The organism is Klenkia marina (assembly GCF_900101025.1).
GTDB classification, from domain to species: domain Bacteria; phylum Actinomycetota; class Actinomycetes; order Mycobacteriales; family Geodermatophilaceae; genus Klenkia; species Klenkia marina.
The window spans coordinates 147,952-167,200 of sequence record NZ_FMUH01000004.1; the positions used below are offsets into that span (position 1 = coordinate 147,952).

A 19,249-nucleotide genomic window follows, 5' to 3' on the forward strand; every position below is an offset into this window, starting at 1 on the left:
GTGACCGCCTCCCGCAGTGGTCTGTCCGACCGGCTCCTGCGGGCCCCCGCGGTCAGCCCGTCCCAGGCCGACCACGCACGACGCCTCGTGGCCGACTGGCAGCTGCTGGCCGACCTCTCCTTCGCCGACCTCACCCTGTGGGTGCCGCTGGCCGGGGGTGCGTGGTGGTGCGTGGCGCAGGTGCGCCCGCTCACCGCACCCACCACGCAGCCCGAGGACCTCGTGGGCGTGGAGGTCGAGGGCGAGGCGGCCGCGTCGTTCGTGCGGGTGCACCGCGACGGCGAACCGCTCGTCGAGGAACCCGACGGCACCGGGGCCTTCCCCCGCCGGCGCGAGGTGCTGCCGGTGCGCCACGAGGGGTCCGTCGTGGCCGTGCTGGCCCGCGACGCCCGCATCTCCGCCAGCCGGCCGCCGTCGGAGCTGGAGCTGACCTACCTCGACATCGCCGCCGAGCTCTCGCAGATGGTCTCCGCGGGCACCTTCCCCCCGCGGATGCTCGAGGACGCCGAGATGAGCCCGCGGGTCGGCGACGGCCTGGTGCGGCTGGACGGCGCGGGCCGGGCGGTCTACGCCAGCCCGAACGCGCTGTCGGCCTACCGGCGGATGGGCCTCACCGGCGACCTGGTGGGCGCCGACCTCGCCGCGCTCACCCGCGGCACCGCCAGCGACCGGGTGACCGGTGAGGTGGTGGCCGCGCACATCGCCGCGGCCGTGGCCGGTCGCTTCCCCGACCCCCTCGACGTCGAGGGCGCGTCGGCCACGCTGCTCGTCCGTGCGCTGCCGCTGCAGGCCCCCGGAGGGGAGCACGGGGCGTTGGTGCTGGTGCGCGACGTCACCGACGTGCGCCGACGCGACCGGGCGCTGATGACCAAGGACGCCACCATCCGGGAGATCCACCACCGGGTGAAGAACAACCTGCAGACCGTGGCGGCGTTGCTGCGGTTGCAGGCCCGCCGGGTGTCCGAGCCGGCTGCCCGGGACGCGCTGCTGGAGTCGGTGCGCCGGGTGGCCTCGATCGCGGTCGTGCACGACACCCTGGCCGGCAGCCGCGAGGACGTCGTGGACGTCGACGACGTCCTGGACCAGGTGATCCCCATGCTGGGCGACGTCGCGTCGGTGGGGCCGGCTGCGGCGATCGTGCGCACCGGCCGGTTCGGCGAGCTGCCCGCCGGCAGCGCCACGCCCCTGGTCATGGCGGTCACCGAGCTGCTGCACAACGCCGCCGAGCACGCCTTCCCCGAGGGGCGGCCCGGGCGCATCGAGCTCACCGCCCGGCGCGAGGGCCACGACCTGGTGGTCACCATCGCCGACGACGGCCGGGGGCTGCCACCGGGCTTCGACGTCGCGGCCAGCAAGGGGCTGGGACTGCAGATCGTGCGCACGCTGGTGACCAGCGAGCTGCACGGCCAGCTGACGGTGCGCGCACCCGAGGACGGACCCGGCACCGTCGCCGAGCTCGAGCTGCCCGGGGTGGGACGCACCCGCCGCTGACGCGGCAGGAGCCGGTCACCACGACGTGGTGACCGGCTCCTGTGCGCGTGCTGCTGCCGAGTGCCTCAGGTGCGGACGCGGGCCCGCTGCGTGCGGCGCTTGAGGGCGCGACGCTCGTCCTCGGAGAGGCCGCCCCAGACACCGGAGTCCTGACCGGAGGTCAGTGCCCACTCGAGGCAGGACTGCACGACCGGGCAGCGCTGGCAGACGGCCTTGGCCTGCTCGATCTGGGTGACCGCAGGGCCCGTCGTCCCGATCGGGAAGAAGAGTTCGGGGTCCTCGTCACGGCAGAGGGCGCGGTGGCGCCAGTCCATGTCGGTGTGCTCCTCGGTGTCGTCTACGGTGTGCCCTGTCCGGTTCCGGCCGGTGGGCCGGGTCACGGTCGGCCGGCGGCGTCTGGATCGTCGCCCGGCAGCACCCGCACGCTGGTGTTACCAGCAGGTTGCGTTCGAGGTCGATGCTTTCACGCGCTGAGCGGCTGTCAAGCAGTTCAGCCGTCCGCCGTCCTTCCGTATGAGCAACCTCACCACGCCACTACCAGGTGTGCCACCGCAACGGGTGACCGGGTACTCCGGAAGCTTGTCCGGGAGCTGGGGACCAGCTAACCGAACGCTGGGACGACGACCCCGGCGACGACCCGGACGAGGTCTCAGACGACGACCTCCAGCGCCGACGGCACGCTGCGCACGCGCAGGGCGGTGGCCGGCCCCAGGTGGTCGCCGTCGAGCTGCCAGCCCTGCGGCCGGGACGCCGTGACGGTGAGCTCCGCCAGGTCGTGGCGCCGGTGGACGGCGCGGCCGCGGACCTCGGGGCGGTCGGACATCGTCGTGCGCAGGTGCGAGATCATCCGCACCGCTCCCAGCCGGCCCAGGCCGAACACCGCCAGGCCGTTGTCGAAGCCGGCCTCGGGGCTCGGGGCGATGGCGCGGTGGCCGAGGTAGGTCCACGGGTTGACGTTGGAGACCAGGCAGAGGAAGAGGTCCTCGCGCGGGGGCTCACCGGGCACGTGCACGGTCATCGCCGGACGGCGGCGGTCGGGCCCCGTGAGGAACGCCCGGGTGCCGGCGCGCACGTACAGGCCGCCGGTGGATCGACGCCCCCGTGCCCGCTGCTCCTCGACCCGCCGGATGACGTCGGCGTCGAACCCGAGCCCGGCGGAGAAGACGAACCAGCGCGGCGGGGTCCACCCGGTGCCCCAGGCGATGTCGGTGCCCACCGCCACCTGGGCGCTGGCCGTCCCCAGGGACACCCGGCGGGTGCGGCCGGCCCGCAGCGAGTCCAGGATCTCGGCGGTGGCCTCCACGGGGTCGCGGGAGCGGCCCAGGGCGCGGCTGAAGACGTTGGTGGACCCGCCGGGCACCACGGCCAGTGCCGGCACGTGCGTGCCAGGTCCGCCGGCCAGCAGGCCGTCGACGGTCTCGTTGACCGTGCCGTCGCCGCCCAGGGTGACCACGACGTCGATGCCGTCGGCGGTGGCCTGCTCGCCGAGCTCGCGGGCGTGGCCGCGGTGGGTGGTCTCGGCCACGTCCACCTTGAGGTCGCTGGACAGCGCCCGGACCAGCACGTCGCGGACCTTGGCGGTGGTGGTGGTCGCCGCCGGGTTGGCCACCAGGAGCGCACGCATGGCTCGACAGTAGCCAGCGGGGCGGGGGCGCTCGCCGGCCCTGCGGTTGCGGCCCGCGTAGCCTCGGGGCCGTGCCGGCACGATCGCAGGAGCCCGACGGGCGTTGCTGGTCCGAGCGGTTGCTGGGCGGGGCCGCGCGCGAGTCCGCGCCCCGGCCCGCGGGGCCCACGACCGCCGCGCCCCGCTCGGTGCGGCTGGCCGCCCTGCTCGTCGGCGTCGAGGCCGCCGCGGCGTCCGCGGTCGCGGCCGTCCTGCTGTGGCTGACGCTCACCAGCACCCCCGACAGCGTGGGCCGTGCCCTCGCCGAGGTCGTCTACGTCCTCGTCGGGGCCGCGGCGCTCGCCGTGGTCGCCCGGGGGCTGTGGCGGGTCGCCGGCTGGGCCCGCGGCCCCGTCGTGGTGCTCCAGCTGCTGCTGGGTGCCCTCGGCTACGCGACGGCCTTCGAGGCGGGCCGCCCGTTGATCGGGCTGCCCGTGCTGGCCTGCGTGGCCGGCGTCTGCTGGTTCCTGGCCACCCCCGAGGCCCGGTTGGCCTACTCCGAGAGGTGATGGGACGGCCCCCTCGCAGGGCCCCGGGTCGTGCGGAGCACGTCCCGGGGGGCGAGGGGGTCCTTCCTCAGACCAGGTCGATGACGTCGGCGATGGAGTCGACGACCCGGCCGGGGCGGAACGGGAACCGGGTGACGTCGGCGGCCCGGGTCGACCCGGTGAGCACCAGCACCGTCTCGAGCCCGGCCTCGATGCCGGCCACGATGTCGGTGTCCATGCGGTCGCCGACCATGGTCGTGGACTCGGAGTGCCCGTCGATGCGGTTGAGCGCCGAGCGGAACATCATCGGGTTGGGCTTGCCCACGAAGTAGGGCTCGGCGCCGGTGGCCTTGGTGATGAGCGCCGCGACCGAGCCGGTGGCCGGCAGCGAGCCCTCGGCCGAGGGGCCGGTGACGTCGGGGTTGGTGGCGATGAACCGGGCGCCGGCCTCGACCAGGCGGATCGCCCGGGTGATGGCCTCGAAGCTGTAGGTGCGGGTCTCGCCGAGCACCACGTAGTCCGGGTCGGTGTCGGTGATCGTGTACCCGGCCTCGTGCAGCGCGGTGGTGAGCCCGGCCTCGCCGATCACGTACGCCGACCCGCCCGGCAGCTGAGCGGCCAGGAAGTCGGCGGTGGCCAGCGCCGAGGTCCAGATGGCCTCCTCGGGCACCTGCAGCCCCGAGCGGGCCAGCCGGGCGGCGAGGTCGCGCGGGGTGAAGATCGAGTTGTTGGTCAGCACCAGGAACCGGCGCTCGCGGTCGACCAGCCGCTGCAGGAAGTCCGCGGCGCCGGGCAGGGCCTGGCCCTCGTGCACCAGGACGCCGTCCATGTCGGTGAGCCAGCACTCGCTGGGCCTGCGGTCGCTCATGACGTCCTCCCACGGGCGAACTGGGTCAGGGCGCCGTCGGTCAGCCGGAAGACCGACCAGCCGTCCTGCGGCCGGGCACCGGCGGCGCGGTAGAACTCGATCGAGGGGGTGTTCCAGTCCAGCACCGACCACTCGAGGCGGGCGTAGCCGCGCTCGACGCACACCGCGGCCAGCGTGCGCAGCAGCTCGCGCCCCAGCCCGGTGCCGCGGTGGGCGGGGGAGACGTAGAGGTCCTCCAGGTACACCCCGTGGGTGCCGCGCCAGGTGGAGAAGTTCAGGAACCACAGCGCGAACCCGACGACGGAGCCGTCGTCGTCGCAGGCCACGTGGCCGAACAGGGCCGGCGCGTCGCCGAAGAGCGCCCCGTGCAGCTGCTCCCGCGTCATGCGGGCCTCGTCGAGGCACTTCTCGTAGTCGGCGAGCTCGCGCACGAGACCGAGGACGACGTCGACGTCCTCGGGGCGGACCGGGCGCACGCTCACGACAGCAGCTCCTTGACGCGGGCGGGCACCAGCCGGCCCAGCGGGGACAGCACGGGCACCAGCAGCGGGGAGAACAGGTAGCCGTAGGCGACCACGCAGAAGGTCAGCACCGGCACGGTGGCCAGCCCGACCGCGATGAGCACCGCGGCGGCCACCAGGCCGTAGGGACGGCGGCTCTTGGGGCTCACCAACGAGCGGAAGGACCGCCAGCGGATGTTGGAGACCATGAGGAGCCCGGGCACCACGACGACGAGCAGCACCCACAGCCGGTCACGGCCCTCGAGCACGTCGGCGAAGGCGAACACGCTGGCCATCACCACGGCTGCGGCCCCCGGACTGGGCAGGCCGATGAAGAAGCGCTTGTCGGCGGTGGGGTCGATGGTGACGTTGAAGCGGGCCAGCCGGATGGCCGCGCAGGCCACCCAGACGAAGCACGCGATCCACCCCAGCGGGTCGAAGCCGTCGCGGCCGGCGGAGAAGAGCGCGAAGGTCAGCAGCGAGGGCGCCAGGCCGAAGGACACGAGGTCGGCCAGCGAGTCGAACTGCAACCCGAACGGGGACACCGCGCCGACCAGCCGGGCCACGGCGCCGTCGGCGATGTCGAGGACCACCGAGGCGCCGATGAGCACGCAGGCCAGGGCGTACTGCCCGCGGAAGGAGACCAGGATCGCGGCGAACCCGCACAGCATGTTGCCCAGGGTGAACATGCTGGGCAGCCACGAGCGGGCCCGGCTGCGCCCGCGCTTGGAGGACGCACGCACGAACTCGACGGTCTGGGTGCGCCGGTTCGCCGGTCGGGTCACCGCCGGTCGCCCCCGGCCGCGCGGGGGAAGCGGGCGATGACGGTCTCGCCGCCGCGCACGCGCTCGCCCTTGGTGACGGCCAGCTCGGCGTCGGCGGGCAGGAAGACGTCCATGCGGGAGCCGAACTTCATCAGGCCCATGCGCTCGCCGGCGGCCAGCCGGGCGCCCTCGGAGGTGCGCGTGACGATGCGCCGGGCGAGCACGCCGACGAGCTGCCGGAACACCACGGTGCGGTCGCCGTCGGCCAGCCAGATCTCGCTGCGCTCGTTCTGGTGGGCGCTCTCGGCCCGGTAGGCGGCCAGGAAGCTGCCGGGGGTGTAGCTGGAGGAGGTCACCGTGCCCCGGTAGGGCGAGCGGTTGACGTGCACGTCGACGACGGACAGGAAGATGCTCACCTGCTGCCAGCCGCCGGGGGGCGCGGGCTCGGGTGCGACGCCCTCCTGCGCGGGGCCGGCGACCATGACCATGCCGTCGGCGGGGGAGAGGACGTCGTCGGGGCCGGGCGGGGTGGTGTCGCAGCGCCGCTGGGGGTCGCGGAAGAACAGCGCCATGTAGGCCGACAGCCCGGCCAGGGGCCATGCCGCGGCGCGGGCGGCCCGCCGGCCGGTGAGCCGCCCCAGCACCGCGAGGGCCGCCGCCGGGGCCAGCGGGACGGTGATGAAGGGCCAGCCGGCCCGGTCGATGCGCATCAGGACCCGAGGCTACCGGGGTCCGGTGGTGCGGGCGCGCCTCACGCCGAGGCGTGCTCGGCGCTGGCTCCGCCGTCGCTGGTGCGCGGGCGCAGCCGGCCTCCGTACCAGTCCAGGCAGACGACGGTCGCGTCATCGGCCAGCTGCGCCCCGCTGGCGGCGACGACGGCCGCCCCCAGGGCGTGCACGACCTGCCGGGGGTGGTCGGCGGCGCTGGCGGCCAGGGCGGCGACGACGTCGACGGCGGCGGCGTCGCGCTCCTGCATGCCGTCGGTGAGGAAGACCAGCCGGTCGCCGGGCAGCAGCTCGAACTCCTGCAGCCGGAAGTCCCGGCCCGGTGCCACCCCGAAGGGCAGGTCGATGGCCGGCTCCAGCTCGGTGACGACGCCGTCGCGCAGCCGCAACGGCGCGGGGTGCCCCGCGTTGACCAGGACGGCGGCGCCGGTGGTGAGGTCGACGTGCAGCAGTTGGCCGGTGACGAACTGGCCGGGCGCGGCGTGCTCGGCGACGGCGTCGTTGGCCGCCCGGGTCTGCGCTGCGAGGTCGACCCCGCGGCGGCGCTCGTTGCGCAGGCTGCCGACCAGGAGCGTGGCCAGCAGGGCCGCGGCGACGTCGTGGCCGACCGCGTCGGTGATGGAGACCTGCAGGCTGTGCCGGTCCAGGGACCAGTCGAAGGTGTCCCCGCCGACCGTGGCCGCCGGCTCCAGCCAGCCCGACACGGTGAACTGCCCGGCCTCGCAGGTGAACGACGCCGGGAGCAGGCGCCGCTGGATCTCCGCGGCCAGCGAGAAGGGCGTGGTGCGCTGCCCCCACTCGAAGAGGTCGGTGTGCCGGCGGTTGGCGATGAGCACGTAGGCCAGTGCGTGCCCGGCCGCGGCGACTGCGCCGAGCACCGCGGCGTCGGGCTCGGTGGCGAGCACCAGCTCGAGCACCCCGAGGGCGTCACCGCGGTCGGTCACCGGGACGAGCACGCGGTGCCCGCCGGCGACCGGGTCGACCGCGGCGCGCTGCGTGCGCAGCACCTCGCCGTGCCGGCTGCCGGCGAGCGCGACGGTGTCGGCGCTCTCGGTGCCTGCCGACCGCGTGGCGGCCCGACCGGGGACGACGGTGCCCAGCCGCACGAGGGAGTGCCCGGAGAAGTCCGCGATGAGGAAGGAGACCTCGCGGGCAGCGACGGCGGCCGACAGCTCGGCGGCCACGACCGTGACCGCGTCGACGGGAGCGGCGGCCTCGACCCGCTCGAGCAGGCCCCGCAGGTCCCAGGGCACCGCTGCGTCCACGGGCTCACCTCTCGCGTTCGGGGACGACGACGCCGGGCCGCCCCGAGGGGCGACCCGGCGTCGTCGGTGGGGTGGGGATCAGGCCGCGGCCTTGGTCTCCCAGAAGATCTTGTCGATCTCGGCGATGTAGTCGAGGAGCTTCTGGCCCTCGGCCGGGTCGACCGACTGCTTGGCACCCGAAGCACCGGCCTGCTTGGTGGCCTTGTTGAACAGCTCGTGCAGCTGCGGGTACTTCTCGAAGTGCGGGGGCTTGAAGTAGTCGGTCCACAGCACCCACAGGTGGTGCTTGACCAGGTCGGCCCGCTGCTCCTTGATGATCAGTGCACGCGTCTTGAAGACCTCGTCGTCGCTGCCCTGGTACTTCTCCTGCAGGGCCTTGACGGACTCGGCCTCGATGCGGGCCTGGGCGGGGTCGTACACGCCGCAGGGGAGGTCGCAGTGCGCGGTGGCCTCCACGGCGGAGAACAGGCTGAACAGCCGCATGGGTGTCCCTCCAGAAGCTCGTGGGATGGGTCGTCTGGGACCCTACTCGCGACGATCACGACCGACATGTCGAGCGGGGGACCGGTGGGCGACGTCCGTGCGCTGCCCACCCGCTGGGCGGTGGCCCGCGTGACCGGGCCGTCGATGTCGCCGACGGTGAAGCACGGGGACCGGTTGCTGGTGGTCCGCAGCTCCACCGCCGCGCCGGGGGACGTCGTCCTGGCCCGCTTCCCGGCCCGGCCCGAGCTGCTGGTGGTCAAGCGGGTGGTCCGGCCGGTCGAGGGCGGGTGGTGGGTGGCGGGCGACAACCCTCTGGTGACCGACGACAGCCGCGCGTTCGGGCCGGCGGTGGTGGTGGGCCGGGTGCTGCTGCGGACGTGGCCGCGGCCGGGGAGGTTGCCCAGATCACGTCCGTGAGCCGGCGCCGCGGCCCCGCTGCTGGCCTACGCTCCCGTACCCATGGGCTCAACGGAGAGTGTCATGACCAGCTCCACCGACCGGTTCGCCGACGACCCCGCCTTCGCGGTGCACGAGGGCGGCAAGCTCTCGGTGCGCACCAAGGGCGCCATCACGTCGATCGCCGACCTCGCCCTCACGTACACCCCGGGTGTAGCCCGCGTCTCCAGTGCCATCGCCGCCGAGCCCGAGCTCGCCCGCCGGTTCACCTGGGCCCCCCGCGTGGTCGCCGTCGTCTCCGACGGCACCGCCGTGCTCGGCCTGGGTGACATCGGGCCGGCCGCCGCGCTGCCGGTGATGGAGGGCAAGGCCTGCCTGTTCCGCGAGTTCGGCGACCTGGACTCGGTGCCGATCGTGCTCTCGACCACCGACGTCGACGAGATCGTGGCCACCGTGCTGGCCATCGCGCCCTCGTTCGGGGGGATCAACCTCGAGGACATCAGCGCGCCGCGCTGCTTCGAGGTCGAGGCCCGGCTCAAGGAGCAGCTGCACATCCCGGTCATGCACGACGACCAGCACGGGACGGCGATCGTGGTGCTCGCCGCGCTGCGCAACGCCGCACGGGTCACCGGCCGGCAGCTGGCCGACCTGCGGGTGGTGGTCTCCGGGGCCGGCGCGGCCGGGGTGGCCTGCACGAAGATCCTGCTCGAGGCAGGCATCGGCGAGATCGCCGTCGCCGACTCCAAGGGCCTGCTGCACGCCGGCCGCGAGGGGCTGACCGGTACCAAGCAGTGGCTGGTCGATCACACCAACCCGACCGGCCGCACCGGCACGATGGTCGACGCCCTCGCCGGCGCCGACGTGTACCTGGGCCTGTCCGGCGGATCGGTCGCCGAGGAGGCGATCGCGGCCATGGCCCCGGGCTGCATCGTGTTCTCGCTGGCCAACCCCACCCCCGAGGTCGACCCGCAGATGGCGGCGAAGTACGCCGCCGTGGTGGCCACCGGGCGCAGCGACCTGGCCAACCAGATCAACAACGTGCTGGCCTTCCCCGGGGTGTTCCGCGGGGCCATCGACGCCGGCGCCACGGCCATCACCGAGGGCATGAAGCTGGCTGCGGCCACCGCCATCGCCGACGTGGTGGGCTCCGACGTCCGGCCGGACTACATCGTGCCCTCGCCGCTGGACCGCCGGGTGGCCGAGGCCGTCGCGGCGGCGGTGGCCGACGCCGCCCGTGCCGAAGGGGTCGTGCGCAGCTGACCTCAGCCGGCGGCGGTGAACCCCTCCAGGACCGCCGCCGCCGGCATGTTCAGCCACAGCAGCACCACCGTCGCCACGACGAAGGCCGGCACGAGCAGCACCTTCTCGGTGAAGCCCCCGGTCTCCATCGGGGAGAACGCGACCTTCGCGCGGGGGCGGACCAGCCACACGAGCGGGACCGGCACCCCGCCGCAGGTCAGGAAGTCCCCGGCGATGTGCACCAGCACGCCCAGCGCCACCGCCCACGGCAGCCACATGGGGCTCGGGCTGTGGGCCAGCAGCAGCCAGGCCCCGCCCCACGAGAGCACGAGGTTGCCGACCACCGTCTCCTCGAACCGCCCGGGGACGACGACGTGCAGCGCCCGGAGCGCGAGGCCGATGGCCAGCGCGAGCAGCAGCATCGAGGCCCAGAACACCTGGGCGGCCGCCAGTGCCAGCCCGCCGAACGCCAGCGGGGCGAGCACCGCGTCGTGGGTGCCGTGCCGGTGCCCACCGGTCAGCTTCCCGACGATGCCCGAGGGCACCTCGGTGAGCGGTCCCCACATGCGCGAGATGGTCGATCCGCGCTGGTCCAGGTCCGGGAGCATCGCCATCCCGCCGACGGCGGCCACCCAGCTCAGCTGGGCGACGGTGCCCGAGAGGGGCGCGACCGGGAGGGTGGCCGCGCCGACGGCGAGCCCGGACAGGGCGTGGGAGTGACCGAGCACCTACCCATGGTCAGCACTGCACCCATTGATCATGCAGAACCGCACGGGCGACACGCCGGAGCCCGGCGCGCCACCGGTGCCGAACTGCATGATCAACCAGGGGGGCCCGCGACGCTCAGTCCTCGTCGTCGTCGCCCGTCCCGCCGCGGGCCAGCCAGGTGGCCAGCCGCTCGACGGGTACCTCGAAGTCGGGGAACTCGTCGACGAAGGCCTGCAGCTGGTCACCCAGCCAGGCGAGGGAGACCTCCTCCTCGCCCCGGCGGGTGACCAGCTCCTCGATGCCGCGGTCGGTGAAGTACACGGCTGCTACCCCGACCTACTGCGCGAAGGCGCGGCGGACCAGGTCCTTCTGCTCGGCCTCGTGCACCTTGGCCGAACCGACCGCGGGGCTCGCGGAGGCCTTGCGGCTCACCACGGACAGCGTCTTCCCGGCCGGCAGCTCGGCGGGCAGGTTGACCGCCATGAACTGCCAGGCACCCATGTTGGCCGGCTCCTCCTGCACCCACACGACCTCGGCGGCGTTCGGGTACCGCTCCAGCGCCTGCACCAGCTCGCTGGTGGGCAGCGGGTAGAGCTGCTCGACCCGCACGACCGCGACGTCGTCGGTGCCCTCGGCCTCGCGGGCGGCGAGCAGGTCGTAGGCGACCTTGCCGCTGCACAGCAGCACCCGGCGCACGGCGGCGTCCTCCAGCGGCTCCCCACCCACGCCCGGGTCGCCCAGCACGGGACGGAAGCGCTCGTCGGTGAAGTCCTCGACCGCGCTGACCGCGGCCTTGGCGCGCAGCAGCGACTTGGGGGTGAAGACCACCAGCGGGCGGTGGGTCTCCGACAGCGCCTGGCGGCGCAGCAGGTGGAAGTAGTTCGCCGGGGTCGAGCAGTTGGCGACGGTCATGTTGTTCTCGGCGCACATCTGCAGGAACCGCTCGGGCCGGCCGCTGGAGTGGTCGGGGCCCTGGCCCTCGAGGCCGTGCGGGAGGAGCAGGACGACACCCGACCGCTGGCCCCACTTGGCCTCGCCCGAGGAGATGAACTCGTCGATGATCAGCTGCGCACCGTCGACGAAGTCGCCGAACTGGGCCTCCCACAGCACCAGCGCCTCGGGGCGGGCCACGGAGTACCCGTACTCGAACCCGACCGCGGCGTACTCGCTGAGCAGCGAGTCGTAGACGAAGAAGCGCGCCTGGTCGTCGGAGAGGTTCGCGATCGGCGTGTACTCCTTGGCGTCCTCGCGGTCGATGAGCACCGAGTGCCGCTGCACGAAGGTGCCGCGGCGGGAGTCCTGCCCGGCCAGCCGGACCGGCACGCCCTGCATGAGCAGCGAACCGAAGGCCAGCAGCTCGCCCATGGCCCAGTCGATGCCGCCCTCGCTGACCATGGCGGCCCGGCGCTCGAGCATCTTCTGCAGCTTGGGGTGGACGGTGAAGTCCTGCGGCAGCGAGACGTGGGCGTCGCCGATGGCCTTGAGCACCTCGGCGGTGATCGCGGTCTTGGCCGACTCCGAGGGGCGCTGGTCGACCGGGCGCACCTGCTTGGAGGAGTCCTGCGCGTCGTGGGTCTCGGCGAAGGCCCGCTCGAGCTGCCCGCGGTAGTCCTTCAGGGCCTCCTCGGCCTCGGCGAGGGTGATGTCGCCACGACCCACCAGCGCCTCGGTGTAGAGCTTCCGGACCGAGCGCTTGCGGTCGATGATGTCGTACATCAACGGCTGGGTCATCGAGGGGTCGTCGCCCTCGTTGTGGCCGCGGCGGCGGTAGCAGACCATGTCGATGACGACGTCCTTGCGGAACGCCTGGCGGTAGTCGACGGCCAGCCGTGCGACCCGGACGCACGCCTCGGGGTCGTCGCCGTTCACGTGGAAGACCGGAGCACCGATCATCCGGGCGACGTCGGTGGAGTAGAGGCTGGAGCGGGCCGCGGCCGGGCTGGTGGTGAAGCCGACCTGGTTGTTGACCACGACGTGCACCGTGCCGCCGGTGCGGTAGCCGCGCAGCTGCGAGAGGTTGAGGGTCTCGGCGACCACACCCTGGCCGGCGAACGCGCTGTCGCCGTGCAGCAGCACGGGCAGCACGGTGAAGCCGTCGTTGCCCTTGTCCAGCATGTCCTGCTTCGCCCGCACGATGCCCTCGAGCACGGGGTTGACCGCCTCGAGGTGGCTCGGGTTGGAGGTCAGCGAGACGGTGATGCCGGCATCGCGCGAGGGGTGCTGGAAGTGGCCGGTGGCGCCGAGGTGGTACTTGACGTCGCCGGACCCCTGCACCGTGCCCGGGTCGATGTTGCCCTCGAACTCGCCGAAGATCTTGGAGTAGGGCTTCTGCAGCACGTTGGCCAGCACGTTCAGCCGGCCGCGGTGCGGCATGCCGATGGCGACCTCGTCGAGCTCGTACTCGGTGGAGGCGACCAGCACCTCGTCGAGCAGCGGGATGACCGACTCGCCGCCCTCGAGGGAGAACCGCTTCTGCCCGACGTACTTGGTCTGCAGGAACGTCTCGAAGGCCTCGGCGGCGTTGAGCCGGCTCAGCACGTGCTTCTGCTTGGCCCGGTCAGGGGCGTCGTGCTTGACCTCGATGCGCTTCTGGAGCCACTCGCGCTCCTCGGGGTCGGTGATGTGCATGTACTCGATGCCGACCGTGCGGCAGTACGAGTTGCGCAGGACGCCGAGGACGTCGCGCAGCGGCATCACCTTCTCGCCGGCGAACCCGCCGACCGGGAACTGCCGGTCGAGGTCCCACAGCGTGAGGCCGTGCCGGGTGATGTCGAGGTCGGGGTGCGTGCGCACCTTGAACTCGAGGGGGTCGGTGTCGGCCATGAGGTGCCCGTTGCGCCGGTAGGCCTCGATGAGCTCGACGACCCGGGCACCCTTGTCGATCTGGCCCTCGTGCCGGACGGTGACGTCGGGCACCCAGCGGACCGGCTCGTAGGGGATGCGCAGCGAGGCGAAGACGCCGTCGTAGAAGCCGTCCTCGCCCAGCAGCAGCCCGTGCAGCCGGCGCAGGAAGTCCCCGGACTGCGCGCCCTGGATGATCCGGTGGTCGTAGGTCGAGGTCAGCGTGATCGTCTTGGCGACCGCGAGGTCGGTGAGCGTCTCGGGGCTCATGCCCTGGAACTCGGCCGGGTAGTCCATCGCGCCGACGCCGACGATCGTGCCCTGGCCGGTGGTCAACCGGGGGACCGAGCGGTTGGTGCCGACCGTGCCGGGGTTGGTCAGGCTGACCGTGGTGCCGGTGAAGTCGTCCATCGTCAGCTTGCCGCCGCGGGCGCGCCGGATGACGTCCTCGTAGGCGCCCCAGAAGGCGGCGAAGTCCATCTCCTCGGCGGCCTTGATGTTGGCCACGACGAGGGAGCGCGAGCCGTCGGCCTTGGGGAGGTCGATGGCCAGGCCGAAGTTGACGTGCTCGGGCTGCACGACGTGGGGCTTGCCGTCGACCTCGGCGAACGCGGCGTTCATCTCGGGGAAGTCGTCGAGCGCGCGCACCAGGGCGTAGCCGATGAGGTGGGTGAAGGACACCTTGCCCCCGCGGGAGCGGGCGAGGTGGTTGTTGATCACGATGCGGTTGTCGACCAGCATCTTGGCCGGCACGGCGCGCACGCTGGTGGCGGTGGGCACCGTCAGCGAGGCGTTCATGTTCTTCACGACGCTGGCGGCGGCGCCGCGCAGGACGGTGCGCTGCGGGCCCTCGGAGGCGGCGGGGGCGGGCTTCTCGGCGGGCTTCACGGGCTTCTCCTGGGGGGCCGGCGCGGCGGCGGGGGCAGACGGCGCCGGGGTGGCGGGCTGCTTCTGCGCAGCCGGTGCGGCGGGGGCGGCGGGGGCTGCCGGGGCTGGCTGGGCTGCCGGCTCCGGGGTCCGCTGCGCGGGGGCCTGCTGTGCAGGGGCCTTGGGGGCCGGGGCCTGCTGGGCTGGGGCCTGCTGGACTGGGGCTTGCGGGGCAGCGGCCTGCGGGGCAGGAGCCGTCGCTGCGGCCGCCTGCTGGGCGGCCGGTGCGACGTCGGCGGCCGGCTTGTAGTCGTCGAAGAAGTCGTGCCAGGCCTGGTCGACGCTCCCCGGGTCGGCGAGGTACTGCTGGTACATCTCCTCGACCAGCCACTCGTTGGTGCCGAATCCGGCCGCCGCGGAGGACGTCGCCGAGGACTGGGATGAGTTCACGCTTGACACGGGGTCGAGTGCCTTCTTCGTCTGTGGACGTCGTTGGACCGGTGGTCGATGCTACCGGCCGGAACGGGCCGGGGCCGTCAACGAGGTGATCCCGCTGACGTGCTCCGGCTCACGTACGGCCGGGTCCTGCGCTAGTCATCGGCAGGGGAGTGCTCCAGCAGGTCGACCAGTGCGTCCTGCGGGGTGGGGGTGCCGTCGCCGGCCGCCCGGTCGCGGGCCGCGGCCACCCGGGCGATGTCCAGCGCGGTGGCGCCGTCGGAGGTGGTGGCCTCCCGGTCGGCGCCGGCGGCGAGCAGGGCCCGTACGGACTCGAGGTGGCCGACCTCGACGGCGGCGTGCAGGGCGGTGCGCCCGGTCTCGGGGTCGCGCCGGTCGACGCGGGCACCGGCGGTGAGCAGCTGCTGCACGATCTCCGGCTGCCCGGCGTGCGCTGCGGCCAGCAGCGCGCCGTCGTCGGGGTCGGCACCGCGGTCGAGCAGCAGCTGCACCGCGGAAGCGGAACCGCCGAGGGCGGCGAACTGCAGCAGCGAGGTCTCGGCGTCGTCGTGGACCGAGGACTCCCCGGAGTCCAGCCGGGCGGCCAGCCGAGCGGTGTCGCCGAGGTAGGCCGCGGCGGCGCCGTCGGGCTGGGCGCCGCGGGCCAGCAGGGGGTCCACGAGCTCGGGGGCGTGGTCGAGGGCGACGTGCAGCGGGGTGCGGTCGTGCTCGGTGCGGGCCTCCAGGTCGGCCCCGGCCTCCAGCAGGGCGTCGACGACGTCGCCGCGGCCCTCGGCCACCGCGACGTGCAGCGGGGTCCAGCCGTCCTGGCCGGCCCGCTCGACGGTGGCCGACAGCAGGCGCGGCTGGGCGCGCACGGCGGTGCGGACGGCCTCGGTGTCGCCGGCCGCGACCAGCCCGGCCAGCCGCTGGGCGGTCATCCGCAGCGCCCGCAGCTCCCCGGTGCTGGGGCCGGGGGTGGCCGTGGTCGGCGTCTGCTCGGTCATCGGTGCACCCTCATCGCTCGTCGTTCGCGGTCTCGCGGTGGCCCGGCCCGGGGGTCAGACCACGTCGCGGCGCACGGCCAGGACGGTCCCCAGCACGGCGGCGACCAGACCGTATCCGAGGAGCAGCAGCCCGCCCTGCCAGGCGGTCAGGAGATCGATCCCACCGCCACCGCCCGTGCCGGTCATCGCGGCCAGCGCCCCGCCGGGGAGGAAGCGGTAGGCGTCGGCGGTGGCCGGGATGCTGGCGATGATCGACTCGACGACGAACAGGTACACCAGCGAACCGACGACCGCGCCGACCTGGTTGCGCACCAGGGCGCCGACGCCGACGCCGATGACGGCGAACACGACCAGCGCCAGGCCGGACCGGCCCAGGGTGCCCAGGGTGTCGGCCGTCCAGTCGGGGGCCGCGCCGCGGGCGCTGCCGTAGCCGGAGGCGACCGCCACGGTGACGGCCACGACCACGGCCGCGACGGCGACGCCGGCGACCGCGTAGGCCAGGAGCTTGGCCACCACGACCCGGCCCCGCCGGGGCGTGACGAGGAACGTGGGGGTCGCGGTGCGGTGCCGGTACTCCTGGGTCATGCCGATGATGCCCAGCACCAGCGGGATGACCGCGACCTGGGCGGGGACGCCGGCGACCACCTCGGTGAACTCGGGGGAGCCCACCGGCGGGAGGCCGTTCTGGGCGCCGGCCAGCGCGGTGAACAGCGCGGTGAAGCCACCACCCATGAGGGCGGCGACCAGCAGGAGCCAGAAGAAGACCTTGGTGCTGAGCAGCTTGGTCCACTCGGCGCGGACGAGGTCGACAGCGGCGTTCACGAGGCGCTCCCCGAGGTGGCGGCGTACTGCTCGGCGCCGGCGGTGAGCCGGAAGTAGACCTCTTCGAGGCCGGAGGTGCGGGCGGAGAGCTCGTGCAGCTCGACCCCGGCGACGAAGGCCCGGTGGCCGATCTCGTCGGTGGTCAGCCCGGACACCTGGAGGGCGCCGGGCCCGGCGGTGGTGACCGCGACCCCGGGTCCGGCCACGGCCGCGGCCAGGGCGTCGGCCTGCGGGGTGCGCACGGTGACGGTGCCGGCCGATTCCCGGCGCAGCTCGTCCAGGCTGCCCTCGCGGACCAGCTTGCCCGCGCCCACGATCACGACGCGGTCGGCGGTCTGCTCGACCTCGGAGAGCAGGTGCGAGGAGATGAGCACGGTGCGGCCCTCGTCGTGGGCCAGGTGCCGCAGGAACCCGCGCAGCCACTGGATGCCCTCGGGGTCCAGGCCGTTGGCCGGCTCGTCGAGCACCAGCACCCGGGGGTCGCCGAGCAGGGCGGTGGCCAACCCGAGCCGCTGGCGCATGCCCAGGGAGTAGTTGCCGGCCTTGCGGCGGGCGGCGGGGGTCAGCCCGACGCGGGCGAGCACCTCGTCGGCGCGGCTGGCCGGCAGGCCGGCGGCCCGGCAGTAGACGCGCAGGTGGTCGCGGCCGCTGCGGCCGGGGTGGAACGCGGTCTCCAGGACGGCGCCCACGTGGCGTGCCGGCTGCCGCAGCGCAGCGTAGGGCGTGCCGCCGATCGTGGTGGTGCCGCGGTCGGGGGTGATGAGCCCGAGCGCCATGCGCAGGGTGGTGGTCTTCCCGGCGCCGTTGGGGCCGAGGAACCCGGTGACCTGGCCGGGCTCGACGGTGAAGCTCAGGGAGTCCACGGCGGTCACGGAGCCGAAGGTCTTGGTGAGGCCACGGACCTCCACCCGACCCGGGTCCGGTGCTGTCTCGGTGCTGATGACGCCTCCTCGGTGGTGCCGCCGACCGGCGGTGCCCATCCAACCGCACCGGCCGGTACCGGAATCACCTGTGACCGGCGGACACACCTGGCGGGCGGGCCGTGCCGCGGTCCGCTACGTTCCGCCTGTGACTGCCTATCGCACCGTCGTGGTCGGCACCGACGGCTCGGAGTCCTCGCTGCGCGCGGTGACCCGGGCCGGCGCCCTCGCGGGGGCGTGCGGGGCCACCCTGGTCATCGCCTGCGCCTACCTGCCCACCGACCCCGACGACCGCGAGGTCCGCGGGGCCGCCGACGTCCTGAAGGACGAGGCCTACCAGGTCATGGGCTCCTCCCCGGCCGAGGAGACCGTCCGCACGGCGTACGAGCGGGCCTCGGCCGCCGGGGCCGGGGACGTGCGCACCGTCGCCGTCGTGGGCTCGCCGGTCGAGGCGCTGCTCGACGTCGTCCGGCGCGAGTCCGCCGACCTGCTGGTCGTCGGCAACCGCGGGTTGGCCGGCATCAAGGGGCGGCTGCTGGGCTCGGTCCCGGCCGACGCCACGCGACGGTCGTCGGTGGACGTGCTCGTCGTGCACACCACGGACTGACGCAGGACCCGACCCTGGACGCCGTCCCCGACGCCCGTGCGGCGCTGGACCGCCTGCTGCTGGGCGGCCCGCGGCGCTGGACGCGGGCGGAGGTGGCCCAGCGGGCCGGGGTGGACCCCGAGCGCACGCAGCGGCTGTGGCGGGCCCTGGGCTTCGCCGACGTGGGCGACGACGAGGAGGTCTTCACCGACGCCGACGTCGAGGCCCTCACGACCCTCGGGGCGCTGATCGACTCGGGCTTCGTCGACCAGGACAGCGAGGCCTCGGTGGCCCGGGCGATCGGGCAGTCGCTGTCGCGGCTGGCCGACTGGCAGACCGACATGCTCGCCGCGCTGCTGCGGGACCGCCTCGACGACGCCGTCGACACCGTGCGGGCGGCCGAGCTGCTGCTGCCGCTGCTGCGGGAGGTGCAGGACTACGTGTGGCGTCGGCACCTGTCGGCCAACGCCGAACGGTTGCTGGCGGCCGACCCCGGGGCGGCGGTCGACCGGCGGGAGCTGGCCGTCGGGTTCGCCGACCTGGTCGGCTACACCTCCCGCAGCCGCGGGATGGGCGGGCGCGAGCTGGGCGCCATGGTCGAGGACTTCGAGGGGCTGGCCGCCGACCTGGTCGCCCGGCACCACGGCCGGGTGGTGAAGACCGTCGGCGACGGTGTGCTCTTCACCTGCACCTCGGCGGTCGACGCCGTCGAGATCGGGCTGCGCATGCCCGACGAGTGGGCCGCGTCCGACCGGCCGCCGTTGCGGGTGGGGGCGGCCTTCGGGCCGGTGCTGACCCGCCTGGGCGACGTCTACTCGCCGGTGGTGAACCTGGCCAGCCGGCTGACCTCGCTGGCCCGGCCGGGCACCCTGCTGGTCGACCAGGACCTCGCCCGGTCCCTGCGCGGGCTGCGTCCCTACCGCGTCCGCCCGCTGCGCCGGGTGTCGGTGCGCGGCTACGACCACCTGCAGCCCTGGCTGGTCCGCCGACGTCCCGGTGCCCCGGCCCCCGGCGAGGACACCGGCCCCTTCGAGGACTTCCTCGACGACTACGCGGACGACGTCCTCGGCGAGACCACGGGTCCCTGACGAGCGGGGGGCCGCAGGCCTCCCCGAGGAAGGGCGGGTGGGCTCAGCGGAGCCGGGACGGCACCTGACCGCGGTCGGAGCGCGCAGCGCGAC

At 74.1% G+C, this 19,249-nt stretch carries 20 protein-coding genes; 6 read left to right on the top strand and 14 right to left on the bottom strand.

Annotation, left to right across the window (positions count from 1 at the left end; translation table 11 throughout):
- Positions 1-1,491, top strand: a complete 1,491-nt coding sequence (locus tag BLP29_RS13170; RefSeq protein ID WP_092805190.1) for a sensor histidine kinase — start codon at positions 1-3, stop codon at positions 1,489-1,491.
- A 65-nt stretch (positions 1,492-1,556) separates the two neighbouring features.
- On the opposite strand, the gene BLP29_RS13175 is transcribed toward BLP29_RS13170, so the two are convergent.
- Together BLP29_RS13175 and BLP29_RS13180 are read right to left on the bottom strand one after the other, a co-directional pair.
- The gene (locus tag BLP29_RS13175; RefSeq protein WP_092805614.1) at positions 1,557-1,805 is read right to left on the bottom strand and encodes a WhiB family transcriptional regulator; all 249 of its coding nucleotides are present in this window, start codon (positions 1,803-1,805) and stop codon (positions 1,557-1,559) included.
- A gap of 335 nt (positions 1,806-2,140) precedes the next feature.
- Positions 2,141-3,115 carry a diacylglycerol/lipid kinase family protein gene (locus tag BLP29_RS13180; RefSeq protein ID WP_092805192.1) on the bottom strand — a complete coding sequence of 325 codons (975 nt, stop codon included), beginning with the start codon at positions 3,113-3,115 and terminating at the stop codon, positions 2,141-2,143.
- Positions 3,116-3,186: 71 nt separating this feature from the next.
- Here BLP29_RS13180 and BLP29_RS13185 point away from each other — a divergent pair, with 71 nt between their 5' ends.
- Entirely contained in the window at positions 3,187-3,663 is a 477-nt protein-coding gene (locus BLP29_RS13185) for a hypothetical protein (protein WP_133379159.1), read from the top strand.
- A gap of 67 nt (positions 3,664-3,730) precedes the next feature.
- Here BLP29_RS13185 and BLP29_RS13190 read toward each other — a convergent pair whose 3' ends face one another.
- From BLP29_RS13190 to sodN, 6 genes are all read right to left on the bottom strand, one after another.
- Positions 3,731-4,510 carry an HAD-IIA family hydrolase gene (locus BLP29_RS13190; RefSeq protein ID WP_092805194.1) on the bottom strand — a complete coding sequence of 260 codons (780 nt, stop codon included), beginning with the start codon at positions 4,508-4,510 and terminating at the stop codon, positions 3,731-3,733.
- Entirely contained in the window at positions 4,507-4,992 is a 486-nt protein-coding gene (locus BLP29_RS13195) for a GNAT family N-acetyltransferase (RefSeq protein WP_207798484.1), read from the bottom strand. Before BLP29_RS13195 ends, BLP29_RS13190 begins: the two co-directional genes overlap by 4 nt.
- On the bottom strand, positions 4,989-5,795 hold the full coding sequence (gene pssA, locus BLP29_RS13200) for a CDP-diacylglycerol--serine O-phosphatidyltransferase (protein ID WP_092805196.1): 807 nt from the start codon (positions 5,793-5,795) through the stop codon (positions 4,989-4,991). The genes BLP29_RS13195 and pssA overlap by 4 nt, the downstream gene beginning before the upstream one ends.
- On the bottom strand, positions 5,792-6,484 hold the full coding sequence (locus BLP29_RS13205; protein ID WP_092805198.1) for a phosphatidylserine decarboxylase: 693 nt from the start codon (positions 6,482-6,484) through the stop codon (positions 5,792-5,794). Before BLP29_RS13205 ends, pssA begins: the two co-directional genes overlap by 4 nt.
- A 41-nt stretch (positions 6,485-6,525) precedes the next feature.
- Entirely contained in the window at positions 6,526-7,764 is a 1,239-nt protein-coding gene (locus tag BLP29_RS13210; RefSeq protein ID WP_165839381.1) for a PP2C family protein-serine/threonine phosphatase, read from the bottom strand.
- Positions 7,765-7,842: 78 nt separating this feature from the next.
- Entirely contained in the window at positions 7,843-8,247 is a 405-nt protein-coding gene (gene sodN / locus BLP29_RS13215) for a superoxide dismutase, Ni (RefSeq protein ID WP_056288542.1), read from the bottom strand.
- 66 nt (positions 8,248-8,313) lie between these two features.
- On the opposite strand from sodN, the gene BLP29_RS13220 reads away from it, so the two are divergent.
- Complete coding sequence (locus BLP29_RS13220) at positions 8,314-8,664, top strand: S26 family signal peptidase (protein WP_092805200.1); 351 nt, start codon at positions 8,314-8,316, stop codon at positions 8,662-8,664.
- A 63-nt stretch (positions 8,665-8,727) separates the two neighbouring features.
- Positions 8,728-9,903, top strand: coding sequence for an NAD(P)-dependent malic enzyme (locus tag BLP29_RS13225; protein WP_207798485.1), 1,176 nt, complete (start codon positions 8,728-8,730; stop codon positions 9,901-9,903).
- Positions 9,904-9,905: 2 nt separating this feature from the next.
- Here BLP29_RS13225 and BLP29_RS13230 read toward each other — a convergent pair whose 3' ends face one another.
- The 6 genes from BLP29_RS13230 to BLP29_RS13255 all read right to left on the bottom strand — a co-directional run bounded on the left by BLP29_RS13230 (position 9,906) and on the right by BLP29_RS13255 (position 17,434).
- Complete coding sequence (locus tag BLP29_RS13230; RefSeq protein ID WP_092805204.1) at positions 9,906-10,610, bottom strand: metal-dependent hydrolase; 705 nt, start codon at positions 10,608-10,610, stop codon at positions 9,906-9,908.
- A 115-nt stretch (positions 10,611-10,725) separates the two neighbouring features.
- On the bottom strand, positions 10,726-10,911 hold the full coding sequence (locus BLP29_RS13235) for a DUF6104 family protein (RefSeq protein WP_092805206.1): 186 nt from the start codon (positions 10,909-10,911) through the stop codon (positions 10,726-10,728).
- Positions 10,912-10,926: 15 nt separating this feature from the next.
- Entirely contained in the window at positions 10,927-14,748 is a 3,822-nt protein-coding gene (locus BLP29_RS13240; RefSeq protein ID WP_243469941.1) for a multifunctional oxoglutarate decarboxylase/oxoglutarate dehydrogenase thiamine pyrophosphate-binding subunit/dihydrolipoyllysine-residue succinyltransferase subunit, read from the bottom strand.
- Positions 14,749-14,888: 140 nt separating this feature from the next.
- Complete coding sequence (locus BLP29_RS13245; RefSeq protein WP_092805210.1) at positions 14,889-15,740, bottom strand: ankyrin repeat domain-containing protein; 852 nt, start codon at positions 15,738-15,740, stop codon at positions 14,889-14,891.
- Between the two features lie 54 nt (positions 15,741-15,794).
- Positions 15,795-16,562, bottom strand: coding sequence for an ABC transporter permease (locus BLP29_RS13250; protein ID WP_092805212.1), 768 nt, complete (start codon positions 16,560-16,562; stop codon positions 15,795-15,797).
- Entirely contained in the window at positions 16,559-17,434 is an 876-nt protein-coding gene (locus tag BLP29_RS13255) for an ABC transporter ATP-binding protein (protein WP_243469942.1), read from the bottom strand. The genes BLP29_RS13250 and BLP29_RS13255 overlap by 4 nt, the downstream gene beginning before the upstream one ends.
- A 196-nt stretch (positions 17,435-17,630) precedes the next feature.
- On the opposite strand from BLP29_RS13255, the gene BLP29_RS13260 reads away from it, so the two are divergent.
- Positions 17,631-18,089, top strand: a complete 459-nt coding sequence (locus BLP29_RS13260; RefSeq protein WP_092805216.1) for a universal stress protein — start codon at positions 17,631-17,633, stop codon at positions 18,087-18,089.
- Between the two features lie 92 nt (positions 18,090-18,181).
- Positions 18,182-19,156, top strand: a complete 975-nt coding sequence (locus BLP29_RS13265) for an adenylate/guanylate cyclase domain-containing protein (protein WP_243469943.1) — start codon at positions 18,182-18,184, stop codon at positions 19,154-19,156.
- The last annotated feature ends 93 nt before the right edge of the window (positions 19,157-19,249 follow it).